The 12,104-nt window shown below is 67.8% G+C and carries 14 protein-coding genes; 10 read left to right on the forward strand and 4 right to left on the reverse strand.

Annotated features, from left to right (window positions below):
* Positions 1-18: 18 nt before the first annotated feature.
* The 9 genes from QE444_RS02090 to QE444_RS02130 all read left to right on the forward strand — a co-directional run bounded on the left by QE444_RS02090 (position 19) and on the right by QE444_RS02130 (position 6,867).
* Complete coding sequence (locus QE444_RS02090; protein ID WP_280310327.1) at positions 19-1,455, forward strand: sigma-54 dependent transcriptional regulator; 1,437 nt, start codon at positions 19-21, stop codon at positions 1,453-1,455.
* An 86-nt stretch (positions 1,456-1,541) separates the two neighbouring features.
* Positions 1,542-2,552 carry an SIS domain-containing protein gene (locus QE444_RS02095; RefSeq protein WP_309741898.1) on the forward strand — a complete coding sequence of 337 codons (1,011 nt, stop codon included), beginning with the start codon at positions 1,542-1,544 and terminating at the stop codon, positions 2,550-2,552.
* A 227-nt stretch (positions 2,553-2,779) separates the two neighbouring features.
* Positions 2,780-3,400 (forward strand): response regulator transcription factor, encoded by a 621-nt coding sequence (locus QE444_RS02100; RefSeq protein WP_309737269.1) that lies wholly within the window; start codon positions 2,780-2,782, stop codon positions 3,398-3,400.
* Positions 3,397-3,780 carry a curli production assembly/transport protein CsgE gene (csgE, locus tag QE444_RS02105; RefSeq protein ID WP_133860331.1) on the forward strand — a complete coding sequence of 128 codons (384 nt, stop codon included), beginning with the start codon at positions 3,397-3,399 and terminating at the stop codon, positions 3,778-3,780. The genes QE444_RS02100 and csgE overlap by 4 nt, the downstream gene beginning before the upstream one ends.
* Positions 3,777-4,184, forward strand: coding sequence for a curli assembly protein CsgF (locus QE444_RS02110; RefSeq protein WP_208693433.1), 408 nt, complete (start codon positions 3,777-3,779; stop codon positions 4,182-4,184). The genes csgE and QE444_RS02110 overlap by 4 nt, the downstream gene beginning before the upstream one ends.
* Before the next feature lie 15 nt (positions 4,185-4,199).
* A complete protein-coding gene (locus QE444_RS02115) occupies positions 4,200-5,039 on the forward strand; it encodes a CsgG/HfaB family protein (protein ID WP_017641598.1) in 840 nt (279 codons plus the stop codon).
* A gap of 108 nt (positions 5,040-5,147) precedes the next feature.
* Complete coding sequence (locus tag QE444_RS02120; protein ID WP_252977224.1) at positions 5,148-5,594, forward strand: curli fiber surface-exposed nucleator CsgB; 447 nt, start codon at positions 5,148-5,150, stop codon at positions 5,592-5,594.
* A 23-nt stretch (positions 5,595-5,617) separates the two neighbouring features.
* Positions 5,618-6,538, forward strand: coding sequence for a hypothetical protein (locus QE444_RS02125; RefSeq protein WP_309737272.1), 921 nt, complete (start codon positions 5,618-5,620; stop codon positions 6,536-6,538).
* Entirely contained in the window at positions 6,535-6,867 is a 333-nt protein-coding gene (locus QE444_RS02130) for a hypothetical protein (RefSeq protein ID WP_280310319.1), read from the forward strand. Before QE444_RS02125 ends, QE444_RS02130 begins: the two co-directional genes overlap by 4 nt.
* Before the next feature lie 31 nt (positions 6,868-6,898).
* Here QE444_RS02130 and QE444_RS02135 read toward each other — a convergent pair whose 3' ends face one another.
* Complete coding sequence (locus QE444_RS02135; RefSeq protein WP_280310317.1) at positions 6,899-7,852, reverse strand: homoserine kinase; 954 nt, start codon at positions 7,850-7,852, stop codon at positions 6,899-6,901.
* Between the two features lie 62 nt (positions 7,853-7,914).
* Positions 7,915-8,205, reverse strand: a complete 291-nt coding sequence (locus tag QE444_RS02140; protein WP_027597317.1) for a DUF2782 domain-containing protein — start codon at positions 8,203-8,205, stop codon at positions 7,915-7,917.
* 111 nt (positions 8,206-8,316) lie between these two features.
* On the opposite strand from QE444_RS02140, the gene polA reads away from it, so the two are divergent.
* Entirely contained in the window at positions 8,317-11,064 is a 2,748-nt protein-coding gene (gene polA, locus QE444_RS02145) for a DNA polymerase I (RefSeq protein ID WP_309737274.1), read from the forward strand.
* 186 nt (positions 11,065-11,250) lie between these two features.
* Here the strand turns inward: polA and QE444_RS02150 are convergent, their stop codons facing one another.
* A complete protein-coding gene (locus tag QE444_RS02150) occupies positions 11,251-11,670 on the reverse strand; it encodes a type II toxin-antitoxin system VapC family toxin (RefSeq protein ID WP_280310310.1) in 420 nt (139 codons plus the stop codon).
* Positions 11,667-11,921, reverse strand: a complete 255-nt coding sequence (locus QE444_RS02155) for a FitA-like ribbon-helix-helix domain-containing protein (protein ID WP_280310309.1) — start codon at positions 11,919-11,921, stop codon at positions 11,667-11,669. Before QE444_RS02155 ends, QE444_RS02150 begins: the two co-directional genes overlap by 4 nt.
* Positions 11,922-12,104: the final 183 nt, after the last annotated feature.

The following is a 12,104-nucleotide window of genomic DNA, read 5'->3' on the forward strand; positions in this document are numbered from 1 at the left end:
CTACCTTAGGTCCCAGTCATGAGTGCCCTGCCCCCCTTCGATCCCGCCAGCCAGATCCTGCTGATCGACGACGACGCCCACCTGCGCCTGGCGCTGAGCCAGACCCTGGACCTGGCCGGTTTCAAGGTGACGACCCTGGCCGACGCCCGCGAGCTGGAGCTGGCGGCCGTGCGCGACTGGCCCGGCGTGGTGGTCAGCGACATCCGCATGCCCGGCATCGATGGCCTGGAGTTGCTGGCCCAGCTGCACCAGCGTGACGCCGAATTGCCGGTGGTGCTGATCACCGGCCACGGCGACGTGCCCCTGGCGGTGCAGGCCATGCGCGCCGGCGCCTATGACTTCCTGGAAAAGCCCTTCGCCAACGACGCCCTGATCGACAGCGTGCGCCGCGCCCTGGGCGCCCGCCACCTGGTGCTGGAGAACCGCAGCCTGCGCTTGGCCCTCGCCGAGCGCCATGAACTCCAGACCCGGCTGATCGGCCAGACTCCGGCCATGGCCCGGCTGCGCGACCAGATCGGCGCCCTTGCCGCGACCCAGGCCGATGTGCTCATTCATGGCGAGACGGGCGCCGGCAAGGAGGTGGTGGCCCGCGCCCTGCACGACCTGTCGAATCGTCGCGACGGCCCCTTCGTCGCCATCAACGCCGGCGCCCTGGCCGAATCCGTGGTGGAGAGCGAACTCTTCGGCCATGAACAGGGCGCCTTCACCGGCGCCCAGAAAAGACGCATCGGCAAGTTCGAATACGCCAGCGGCGGCACCCTCTTTCTCGACGAGATCGAGAGCATGAGCCTGGATGTCCAGGTCAAGCTGCTGCGCCTGCTGCAGGAGCGCAAGGTCGAGCGCCTCGGCTCCAATCAGCAGATCCCGCTGGATATCCGGGTGGTCGCCGCCACCAAGGAAGACCTGCGCCAGGCCGCCGACCAGGGTCGCTTTCGCGCCGACCTCTACTACCGGCTCAATGTCGCCACCCTGCGCATTCCCGCCCTGCGCGAGCGCAGCGAAGACATCCTGCCGCTGTTCCGCCACTTCGCCCTGGCCGCCGCCCAGCGCCATGGCACCCCGCTGCGCGAAGCCGATGCCGAGCAGCGCGCGGCCCTTATCGCCCACAGCTGGCCGGGCAACGTGCGCGAATTGCAGAACGCCGCCGAGCGCTTCGCCCTGGGGCTGGAGCTGGCGCTGGACAACAGCGCCTATGCGCCCCTGGCGCCCATGACGGCGCCGCCCGTGGCCGCGGCCCCGGTGCTGGCGGCGCCCGCCGCGGCAGCCCTGGCCGCCGGACTGGGCGAGCAGGTCGAGGCCTTCGAGCGCGAACTCATCCAGCGCGAACTGGCCCGACCCCACGCCTCCCTGCGCAGCCTGGCCGAAGCCCTCGGCCTGCCGCGCAAGACGCTCTCCGACAAGCTGCGCAAGCACGACCTGCAATTCACCGGCGGTGCGGCGGACGAAGGCGACTAGGCCAAGGTCGGCTGGTCGCGCCTGTCCAGGAGTGGCAGAGTGCGAGACTTAGGCGTACGCCCAAGGAGACCCTCTTGACCTCGCTCATGCTCGCAGAAGCTGCCGCCAGTGGCGCGGCGGTCGCCCGCCAACTGGCGACCATCGACCAGGCCCTGGCGGCCCTGGCCGACGACCTCAGGGCCAATCCGCCACAGCTGGCGCTGACCGTGGCGCGTGGCAGCTCGGACCATGCGGCCAGTTATTTTGCCTACCTGGCGATGGCCCACCTGGGGCTGCCGGTGCTGTCCCTGCCGCCCTCGCTGGTGACCCTGCGCCAGGCGCCGCTGCGCGTCGAAGGCCAGCTCGCCCTGGGCTTTTCCCAGTCCGGACGCAGTCCCGATCTGATCGAGACGCTGTCCGCCCTGGATCGCTACGGCGCCCGTACCGCGGCCCTGGTCAACGAGATCGACTCGCCGCTGGCCCTGGCCTGCCGCCATGCCATCGGCGTGCAGGCCGGTCCCGAACACAGCGTCGCCGCCACCAAGAGCTTCATCGCCACCCTGGCCGCCGCCGCCCGGCTGATCGCCCACTGGCAGAAGGACGAGACCCTGCTTGCCGCTGGAGTCGCCTTGCCCGAGGCCCTGGATCGCGCCGCCGAACTGAGCTGGGCGCCGGCGCTGACCGTCCTGCGCGACGCCGAGCGCTGCATGGTGGTCGGCCGCGGGCCGGGCTTCGCCATCGCCCAGGAGGCCGCGCTCAAGCTCAAGGAAACCTCGGCGCTGCAGGGCGAGGCCTTCAGCGGCGCGGAATTGCAGCACGGTCCCCTGGCGCTGGTGGAGCGTGGCTATCCGCTGCTGATCTTTGCCCTGCGCGGCCCCGAACAGGCCGGTCTGCTGCAACTGGCGCGGGACCTGCGCGCACGCGGTGCGCGGGTGCTGCTGGCCGCGCCGGACGAGATCGCCGAGCGCGACCTGCCCCTCGCCGTCGCCGGTCATCCGGACCTGGACGGCCTGCTGGCGATCCAGAGCTTCTATCGCCTGGCCGCACTGCTGGCCGAGGCCAGGGGCCAGGACCCGGACCAGCCGCGCCACCTGCGCAAGGTCACCCTCACCCGCTGAGGCGGCGATCGCTCGTCCAGGCGCTGCCGCTTGCAGAGCGCCTGGATTACCCGCTCCATCCAAAGAGCTAAGTCTTTGGAGCTAGCCGCCGACGGCTGGTCGACGGGTAATCTGCCAAGCGGTCCACAGAGCCGGTAAGTCGCTGGAAATCGGTCAGTTTTTTCTTGTCGCCCCCGGCGATTTGTCTCAGCGTTCGCGCAACGGATGATGAGACAGCCCATATGGACATGCGCGCGATACCTGCGAGCAAGGTCTGCCTGACGACGAGAAACGTCCTCCTGGCAGAACTGCTCAAACCCTTTCTCGAAGAACGCCACGGCATCGAGCTCAGCTGCGCCCGCGAGCTGGAAGCGGCCGGCGAGACCAGCCTGGTGCTGGTCGATCTCGGCAGCGTGCCCGAGGCGCCACTGGAGCGCTGGCTGGAAAGCCTGGCGCCGGCGGTCACCGTGGCCTTTCTCAACGCCAACCTCGAACAGGCCCTGCCCTGGGTCGAGCGCTTTCCCGCCATCCAGGGCGTGTTCGCCCCCCAGGCCAGTCGCGACCAGCTGCTGCAGGGGCTGGGCGCACTGCTGGCCGGCGAGGACTGGCTGCCCCGCGCCATCCTCGCCCACCTGCTGCGGCGTTCCCGCGAGCGCCCCAGCATCGCCGCCGACGGCCTGACCCGGCGCGAGCGGGAGATCCTCCGGCTGGTCGGGCGCGGGCTGTCCAACGCCGCCATCGGCGAGGCGCTGTGCCTGAGCACCCACACGGTCAAGAGCCACATGCACAACCTGCTGCGCAAGACCGGCGCGGCCAATCGCGCCGAGGCGGCGCTGCGCTTCCATGCCGGGCAGGACCTGCCGGGATGAAGGCAGCCTGGCTGCTGCTCGGCCTGCTGCTGGCCGGACCGCTGCGGGCCGAGGGCGAGCTGATCCAGGGACTGCTGGTGGACAACACCATCTCCCGCTTCGGCCACGACTTCTATCGCCACTTCGCCGACCGCCTGACCGATACCACCGACCTGGACTTCAACCTGGTGGTGCGCGAACGGCCTTCGGCGCGCTGGGGCAGCCTGGTCTGGGTCGAGTACGAGCAGCGGCTGCTCTACCGGCAGTTCATTCCGCCGAACAACAGCGAACTCAAGGATGCCGCCTACGCCGCGGCGGACCAGGTCCACGAGGGCATCACCCGCCGGCGCCTGGAAAATCTGCTGCAGGACACTTTCGACATGGATAAGGACGAGTTATGAACGCGCACGCCTGGAAGGCCCTGCCCCTGCTCTGCACTCTGGGCGTCGCCCCGGCCATGGCGACCGAGCTGGTCTACTCGCCGGTGAATCCGTCCTTTGGCGGCAATCCGCTCAATGGCACCTACCTGCTGAACAACGCCACCGCCCAGGATCGCCACAAGGATCCCGACCTGCGCAGCAGCGCCAGCAGCCAGTCGCCCCTGGAACGCTTCACCAGCCAGCTGGAATCGCGGCTGCTGTCCCAGGTGCTGACCGACATCAAGGACGGCAACTCGGGCACGCTGTCCACCGACCAGTTCATCGTCAACATCGTCGACGATTCCGGCAACCTGACCGTGCAGATCACCGACCGCGGGACCGGGGAGATTTCGGAAATCTCCGTCAACGGCTTCAACCAACCCTGAGCACGGATGCCTGCCATGAACGCCTTTTCCCTGGCGGCGGCCCTGACCGCCGCCCTCGTCCTGACCGGCTGCGTGCGCGACCCCATGCCCGCCGAACAGAACGCCGCCCCGACCCTGACGCCGCGCGCCTCCACCTACTATGACCTGCTGGCGCTGCCGCCACCCAAGGGTCCGCTGGTGGCCGCCGTCTACGGCTTCCGCGACCAGACCGGGCAGTACAAGCCCAATCCGGCCAGCTCCTTTTCCACCGCCGTGACCCAGGGCGCCGGCAGCATGCTGGTGGACGCCCTGCAGGCCAGTGGCTGGTTCGTGGTGCTCGAACGCGAGGGCCTGCAGAATCTGCTGACCGAACGCAAGATCATCCGTGCCACCCAGAACAAGCCGGACCTGCCGGAGAATCTGCAGCAGGCGCTGCCGTCGCTGCAGGCGGCCAACCTGCTGCTCGAAGGCGGCGTGGTGGCCTACGACACCAACGTCCGCAGCGGCGGCGAAGGAGCCCGCTACCTGGGCATTGGCCTGTCCGAGGAGTACCGGGTGGATCAGGTCACGGTCAATCTGCGTGCCATCGATACCCGCAGCGGTCGGGTGCTGGCCAATGTCATGACCTCTAAGACCATCTATTCCATCGGGCGCCAGGCCGGGGTCTTCAAATTCATCGAATTCAAGAAGCTGCTCGAAGCCGAGTCCGGCTACACCACCAACGAGCCGGCGCAGCTGTGCGTGCTCTCGGCCATCGAGGCGGCGGTCGCCCATCTGGTCGCCCAGGGCGTGGAGCGGCGCCTGTGGCTGGTGGCCGACGGTCGCGATCCGCGGGATCCGGCGCTGACCAAGTACCTGGAGCCGACCCGGCGCTAGGGATTAAGCCGCCGGCCCCGCGGGATTCGCTCCCTGGAGCGATAGCGATGGGCCAGGCGGCTCCGGACAATGCCAGGCGGAGAATCTTAGGCAATGACGGTGACAGAGATGCGCAGCCCAACCCGCGGCCTGGCCGTGGTCCTCGCCCTGGCACTCGGCCTGGACACCCTGGCGTCGGCCGCCGATCTCATGGAGACCGGCGACCTGGGTCAGGCCCCAGCGGCCGGGCGCGACGCCGTCATCCGCCAGCTCGGCGTAGGCAACCAGGCGCTCATCGACCAGCGCGGCACCGCGCTGCGCGCCCAGGTGGCCCAGAGCGGCGCCGCCCAGGAAGCCCGCATCCTGCAGGATGGAACGGAACTGAGCGCGGTCATCCTCCAGGGCGGCTACGGCAACGTCGCACGCATCGAGCAGGTCGGCAGCGGCAACCAGGCCGACATCCTGCAACTCGGCGTCCAGGGCAACGCCCGCATCGAACAGCACGGCTCGGGCCTGTCCAGCCGCATCGTCCAGTACGGAAGCAACCAGAACACGGTGGTACGTCAGTACCGCTGATGGCACTCATGGAGATCAGACAGATGTTTCTACTCAGGCCCCTGGCCGCCCTGACGCTGGCCCTCGTGGCCACCAACGCCCTCGCCCAGAACAGCACCGCCCTCGTCCAGCAGGACGGCAACAGCGGCACCCTCACCCTGGACCAGAGCGGTGCCGGCAATAGCGCGTCCCTCTATCAGCTGCAGGGCGAAGGCAATGCGATCAGCGTGGTCCAGACCGGCGCCAGCAGCGCCACCATCACCCAGGGTGGCGACATCTACGGCTATGCCCAGGGCAATGTGGCGACCCTGCGCCAGGAAGGCGGCAGCAGCGTCCATAGCCTGGCCCAGGACGGCTTCGGCAACCAGGCCACCATCAGCTCCGTGGGCAGCAACAGCGGCACCCTGGTCCAGTCAGCCTCCAGCGCCCAGCTGACCCTGGAGCAGAACGGCGACAACAACCAGGTGCGCGTCGACCAGAGCGGCGATGCCGTGACGGCGACCCTCGCCCAGTCCGGCACCGACAACCGCATCGACTTGACCCAGCAGGGCTACTCGGTCGACACCGTGGAGCTGACCCAGCGTGGCCAGGCCAATGTCGCCACGGTGCTCTCCTCCGGCAAGTTCAACGAACTGACCTTTACCCAGGACGGCAATCGCAACACCCTGAACGTCGACCAGGCCGGCCGCGGCAATCGCTTCAGCGGCAGCTCCACCGGCGACGACAACCTGGCCAGCGTCACCGTCCAGGGCGACAGCAACCAGACCAGCATCGTCCAGAGCGGCAACGGCAACGAGGCGCGTGTCGACGTCACCAGCGCCATCAGCACGGCCAGCGTCAGCCAGGTCGGCGACAGCAACCGCGCGAGCATCCTGCAGACCTCGGCCAACTTCAACGGCTTCAACGACAGCGCGCGGATCTCGCAGAGCGGCTTCGGCAACAGCGCCACCATCAACCAGCGGTGACGCGCGCCGCCTGGCTGCTCGCGGCCCTCCTGCCCCTGGCAGGCGGGGCCGCGGCCAGCGCCCGCCTGGAGTTGCAGCCGCAACCGGCGGGCGCTCAGGTACAGCTGTGCTTTACCGGCGAAGACGCGCCCCTGAGCTACGAACTCGTCATCGAATTGCACGGACCGGGTGGTGTCGCCCGCACCCGTCAGGCCGGCGCGGCCAGGGGTGACGGCTGCCCGGTCACCACGCGCCTGGGCACCGCACCGGGCAGTCTGATCGAGGCGACGCTGAGTTGGCAGCGGCAGGGACAGGCGCAGCCCACCATCGAGCGACGCTTGCAGCTGTAGCTCAGCGGAGAGGTTCCACGTGGAACCTGGGCTACAGGGTCAGCGGCAATTCCAGCGAGGTCTGCTGCCGCGCCGCCAGGCGCTGCTGGAATTCGGCCGGGTCGTGAATCAGCACGTCCTGGCCGGCAAAGGCCTGGGCGGCGATCAGTCGTGACAGCCAGAAGCGCACACAGGCGACGCGCAGGAGCACCGGCCACAGCTCGGCTTCGCGCGGCGTGAAGTGGCGATCGGCGGCATAGGCCGCCAGCAGCGCCCGAGCGCGCGGCAGGTCCAGCGCGCCGCCCTCGGTGGAGCACCAGTCGTTCACCGTAATGGCGAGGTCATAGAGCATCCAGCCGGAACTGGCATTGTAGAAGTCGATGACGCCCGACAGCCGGGGGCCGTCGAACATCACGTTGTCGCGGAACAGGTCGCCGTGCAGATTGGCCTCGGGCAACGGTGGCTGCTCGCTCAGCAGCTCGCGAATTTCCCCCAGGGTGCGCTCCAGCAGCGGCCGGGCCGTGGCGTCCAGGCCCGGCGCCAGGCGCTCGCCTTCGGCCAGCATCCAGGCCAGGCCGCGATCACTGGCGCGCTCGATGCGGCGCTCGCCGGCGGTGGCCCGGTGCAGATGGCCCAGCAGGTGGCCGACTTCGCCGCAATGATGGGGATTGGGCGCACGCTCGTGGCGGCCGGCCAGGCGCGGTTGCAGCAGCGCCGGCTTGCCGGCCAGCTGGCGCAGGGCCTGGCCATCCTGGGTGCGCACCGCATAGGGCACCGGCAGGTCGGCGTCGTGGAGGACGTCGAGCAGTTCGATGAAGAACGGCATCTCCGCCACCGGGCCGCGCTCCACCAGGGTCAGGACGAATTCGCCGCCTTCCAGGCTGATGAAGTAGTTGGTGTTTTCCGAGCCCTCGGCGATGCCCCGGAAATCCCGCAGCCGGCCCAGGCCATAGGGCGCGAGAAAGGCTTCGAGGGTGGGACGATCGAGGGGCGTGAAGACGGACATGACAGGGCCTGGCGGAGGAATGTGCGAGCGGCGCGCAGTTTACCGGTCCGGGCGCCTTGCGCCTACCAGCTGAACAGGCGCCAGCTGGGGACGTGCAGGGTCGGCTTATCGTTGGCGGCGGTGCTGCTGCCATCGGCGGGCACCAGCTCGTAGGGCGCGCCATGCTTGGGGATGACCCGGGTGGATTGCAGCACCCCGCGGATGCGCGTCTCCTCGATGGTCTGGTCGCCAGCCTGGTAGCGGATCACCTTGATCTCGTCAGGCAGGGGCTTTTCCCCCGGTGGCAGCGGTTCCGCGGCCTGGACCAGCGGCGCCAGCAGCAACGCGGCGAAGAGGAAGCGACGAGCACCCATGGTAACCTTTGACCTTTTGAACGGAGCGAGTGGTCGATTCTAGAACCCGGCCCAGTTGTCGTCGAGACTGGCCGGACAGACGCCGCACACGCCACGACAAAGGTTTAGACCATGAGCCACGCCCCTCTCGTCCTGGTGGACGGTTCCTCCTATCTCTATCGCGCCTTCCATGCCCTGCCGCCGCTGATGACCTCCACCGGCAAGCCGACCGGCGCGGTGAAGGGCGTGCTCAACATGCTGCTTTCGCTGCGCCGCCAGTATCCGGACAGCCTCTTCGCGGTGGTCTTCGACGCCAAGGGCCCGACCTTCCGCGACGAACTCTTCGCCGACTACAAGGCCCAGCGCCCGGCCATGCCCGACGACCTGCGCGGCCAGGTCGAGCCGCTGCACGCCTGCATCCGCGCCCTGGGCCTGCCGCTGCTGGCCGTCGAAGGGGTCGAAGCCGACGACGTCATCGGCACCCTCGCTCGTCATTGCGCCAGCGCCGAGCGCCCGGTGGTGATCTCCACCGGCGACAAGGACATGGCCCAGCTGGTCTGCCCCTATGTCACCCTGGTCAACACCATGAGCGGCAGCGTACTGGACGTGGAAGGGGTCAGGACCAAGTTCGGCGTCGGCCCCGAGCTGATCATCGACTACCTGGCGCTGATGGGCGACAAGATCGACAACATCCCCGGGGTACCCGGGGTGGGCGAGAAGACCGCCGCCGGCTTGCTCAACGGCATCGGCGGTGGCCTGGATACCCTCTACGCCAACCTCGACGCGGTAGCCGCCCTGCCCCTGCGCGGCGCCAAGTCGCTGGCTGCTAAGCTGGACCAGCATCGCGAGCAGGCCTACCTGTCCTACCAGCTGGCGACCATCAAGCTGGACGTGCCGCTGGAGCTGACCTTCGACGAGCTCAAAGTCGGCGAGCCCCATGTGGAAGCCCTGATGGCGCTCTATCAGGAACTGGAATTCAAGTCCTGGCTGGATGACCTGATCCGCGACACCAAGCGCCAGGGCGCTCCCCTGCCGCTGGCCGAGGACGCCGCCACCACCCAGGTGGAAACCCACTACGACACGGTGCTGGAACAGGCCGACTTCGACGCCTGGCTGGCGCGCCTGCAGGCCGCCGACCGCTTCGCCTTCGACACCGAGACCACCAGCATCGATGCCCAGCGCGCCGAGCTGGTGGGGCTGTCCTTTGCCGTGGCGCCGGGCCAGGCCGCCTATGTGCCGCTGGCCCACAGCTACATGGGCGCGCCGACCCAGCTCGCGCTGGAGCCGGTGCTGGCCGCGCTGAAGCCACTGCTGGAGGACCCGGCCAAGCTCAAGGTCATGCAGCACGGCAAGTACGACCTCAATGTGCTGACCCGCTACGGCATCACGATCCAGGGCATCGCCTTCGACACCATGCTCGAATCCTATGTGCTGGACGCCACGGCCACCCGTCACGACATGGACAGCCTGGCGCTCAAGTACCTGGGCCACAGCACCATCCGCTTCGAGGACATCGCCGGCAAGGGCGCCAAGCAGCTGACCTTCGACCAGATCGCCATCGAGCAGGCCGGGCCCTATGCCGCCGAGGATGCCGACGTCACCCTGCGCCTGCACGAGACGCTCTGGCCTAGGCTGGAAGCCATCCCCGGCCTGGCTGGGGTCCTGTGCGACATCGAGATGCCGCTGGTGCCGCCGCTGGCGCGCATCGAGCGCAACGGCGCCCTGGTGGATTCGGCGCTGCTCGGGGTGCAGAGCCGCGAGCTGGGCGAGAAGATGATCGCCCTGGAAAAGCAGGCCTATGAACTGGCCGGCCAGGAATTCAACCTGGGTTCGCCCAAGCAGCTGGGCGAGATCCTCTTCGTCAAGCTGGGCCTGCCGGTGGTCAGCAAGACCGCCTCCGGCCAACCTTCCACCGCCGAGGCGGTGCTGCAGGAACTGGCCGACCAGGACTTCCCGCTGCCCAAGGTGCTGATGCAGTACCGGCAGATGAGCAAGCTCAAGAGCACCTACACCGACAAGCTGCCGCAGCAGATCAATCCGCGTACCGGCCGTATCCATACCAGCTACCACCAGGCGGTGACGGCGACCGGCCGGCTGTCTTCCAGCGACCCGAATCTGCAGAACATCCCGATCCGCACCGCCGAGGGCCGGCGCATCCGCCAGGCCTTCGTCGCGCCGAAAGGCTATCGCCTGCTGGCGGCGGACTATTCGCAGATCGAGCTGCGCATCATGGCTCACCTGGCCCAGGACGAAGGCCTGCTGCACGCCTTCCAGAACGACCTGGACGTGCACCGCGCCACTGCCGCCGAGGTGATAGGTGTGCCGCTGGAAGAGGTCAGCAACGAGGATCGCCGCCGCGCCAAGGCCATCAACTTCGGCCTGATCTACGGCATGAGCGCCTTCGGCCTGGCCAAGCAGATCGGCGTCGGCCGGGCCGAGGCCCAGGCCTATATCGATCGCTATTTCCAGCGTTATCCCGGCGTGCTGGCCTACATGGAGCGTACCCGCGCCCAAGTGGTGGACCAGGGCTACGTGGAGACCCTCTATGGCCGCCGGCTGTACCTGCCGGACATCCACTCCAAGAACCAGGGCCTGCGTCGCGCCGCCGAGCGGGCGGCGATCAACGCGCCCATGCAGGGCACCGCGGCGGACATCATCAAGCGCGCCATGATCGCCGTGGATGGCTGGCTGCAGTTGACCCCGGAGCTGGACGCCCGGGTGATCCTGCAGGTACACGACGAACTGGTGCTGGAGGTCCGCGAAGACCAGGTGGAGCGTCTGCGCGAGGGCCTGCTACCGCTGATGAGCGGTGCCGGCGAGCTGGACGTGCCGCTGCTGGTGGAATCGGGGGTAGGTGGTAACTGGGACGAGGCGCACTGACGGGCGCTGGAGGTTGGATCGTTGGGCTTCGCAGGCTCAGCCCAACCTACGGGTCCTGCCACCCTCGGTCGCGTGGAAAACGGCGTAGCCTTTTCCACTGTCCTGCTGGACTCCTGAGTCTCGACGCCCAGGGTCTCGCTGCGAGACGCTTATGGCTTACTGTCACTTGCCTTCAACAGCGAGGCGTTATGCCGCGTTCCAGGGATTGACGATGCTGAGACCCGCGGCGAGGTAAGGCGCTTCGTCGCGAGTGGCGACCTTGAATTTGCTGACCGCTGCAATCGCGCCTATGTAGGAATCAGGCAAGGGAAAGCCACGGCCACGCTGGCGAGCTTGCGCGGCCAAATCGGCATAGCGGCGGGCAGCAGCCAGATCGAAACTCAGAATCCGGCCCTCATAGAGCTGGATCAAGGCGTCTACCCCTTGCTGCAACAGGTCGCGCCGTCGGCTATTGGGCAGGCAGGCGATACCATATTGCAATTCGGCAACGGTGATCGTCGAGAGATACAGGGTGGTCGGTGCCTGGCGATCCAACCAAGCGATGACCTGGGGCGAGGGAGTTGGCCTCATCGTCTCGGAAACGACGTTGGTATCGAGCAGAATCATTTGAATGACATTGGCTCATGGGGGCGACGATCACGCGTACCCTCGAGGAAAGCCTGCTCTTCGTCAGTGATCCCGGATTGGCGCCAGATAGCGGCCATGGCTTCTCCCATTGGCGTCTCGGTTGGCAAAATCAAGGCTTGGCGAAGGATGAGTCTGACCTCGGCCTCCATACTCCGCCCGTGTCGAGCCGCCTGAGCGCGAAGCGCGCGATCGACTTCTTCCGGTAGTCCGCGGATGGTCAACTGAGCCATTGCATGCACTCCACAATTTTGCCTGCATAGCACTCATGCTAGTTCGCCGCCTGCCCGAGCGCAAGGTCGTCAGCAGCTTGGCGTGCCAAACGGCCTAGCCTTTTCTACTGGGAAACTGGTTGCCAAAGGCGCCCTCACTCCAGCCCTCTCCCTGAGGGAGAGGGGGTTGGTTTCGGAGTGTGC

The sequence above is a fragment of the Pseudomonas sp. SORGH_AS_0199 genome, from assembly GCF_031453735.1.
Lineage (GTDB): Bacteria > Pseudomonadota > Gammaproteobacteria > Pseudomonadales > Pseudomonadaceae > Chryseomonas > Chryseomonas aestiva.

Bases quoted from the DNA above. Each gene is read 5' to 3' on its own strand.
- QE444_RS02090 (WP_280310327.1), top strand. From the start codon at position 19: ATGAGTGCCCTGCCCCCCTTCGATCCCGCCAGCCAGATCCTGCTGATC.
- QE444_RS02095 (WP_309741898.1), top strand. From the start codon at position 1,542: ATGCTCGCAGAAGCTGCCGCCAGTGGCGCGGCGGTCGCCCGCCAACTG.
- QE444_RS02100 (WP_309737269.1), top strand. From the start codon at position 2,780: ATGCGCGCGATACCTGCGAGCAAGGTCTGCCTGACGACGAGAAACGTC.
- csgE (WP_133860331.1), top strand. From the start codon at position 3,397: ATGAAGGCAGCCTGGCTGCTGCTCGGCCTGCTGCTGGCCGGACCGCTG.
- QE444_RS02110 (WP_208693433.1), top strand. From the start codon at position 3,777: ATGAACGCGCACGCCTGGAAGGCCCTGCCCCTGCTCTGCACTCTGGGC.
- QE444_RS02115 (WP_017641598.1), top strand. From the start codon at position 4,200: ATGAACGCCTTTTCCCTGGCGGCGGCCCTGACCGCCGCCCTCGTCCTG.
- QE444_RS02120 (WP_252977224.1), top strand. From the start codon at position 5,148: ATGCGCAGCCCAACCCGCGGCCTGGCCGTGGTCCTCGCCCTGGCACTC.
- QE444_RS02125 (WP_309737272.1), top strand. From the start codon at position 5,618: ATGTTTCTACTCAGGCCCCTGGCCGCCCTGACGCTGGCCCTCGTGGCC.
- QE444_RS02135 (WP_280310317.1), bottom strand. From the start codon at position 7,852: ATGTCCGTCTTCACGCCCCTCGATCGTCCCACCCTCGAAGCCTTTCTC.
- QE444_RS02140 (WP_027597317.1), bottom strand. From the start codon at position 8,205: ATGGGTGCTCGTCGCTTCCTCTTCGCCGCGTTGCTGCTGGCGCCGCTG.
- polA (WP_309737274.1), top strand. From the start codon at position 8,317: ATGAGCCACGCCCCTCTCGTCCTGGTGGACGGTTCCTCCTATCTCTAT.
- QE444_RS02150 (WP_280310310.1), bottom strand. From the start codon at position 11,670: ATGATTCTGCTCGATACCAACGTCGTTTCCGAGACGATGAGGCCAACT.
- QE444_RS02155 (WP_280310309.1), bottom strand. From the start codon at position 11,921: ATGGCTCAGTTGACCATCCGCGGACTACCGGAAGAAGTCGATCGCGCG.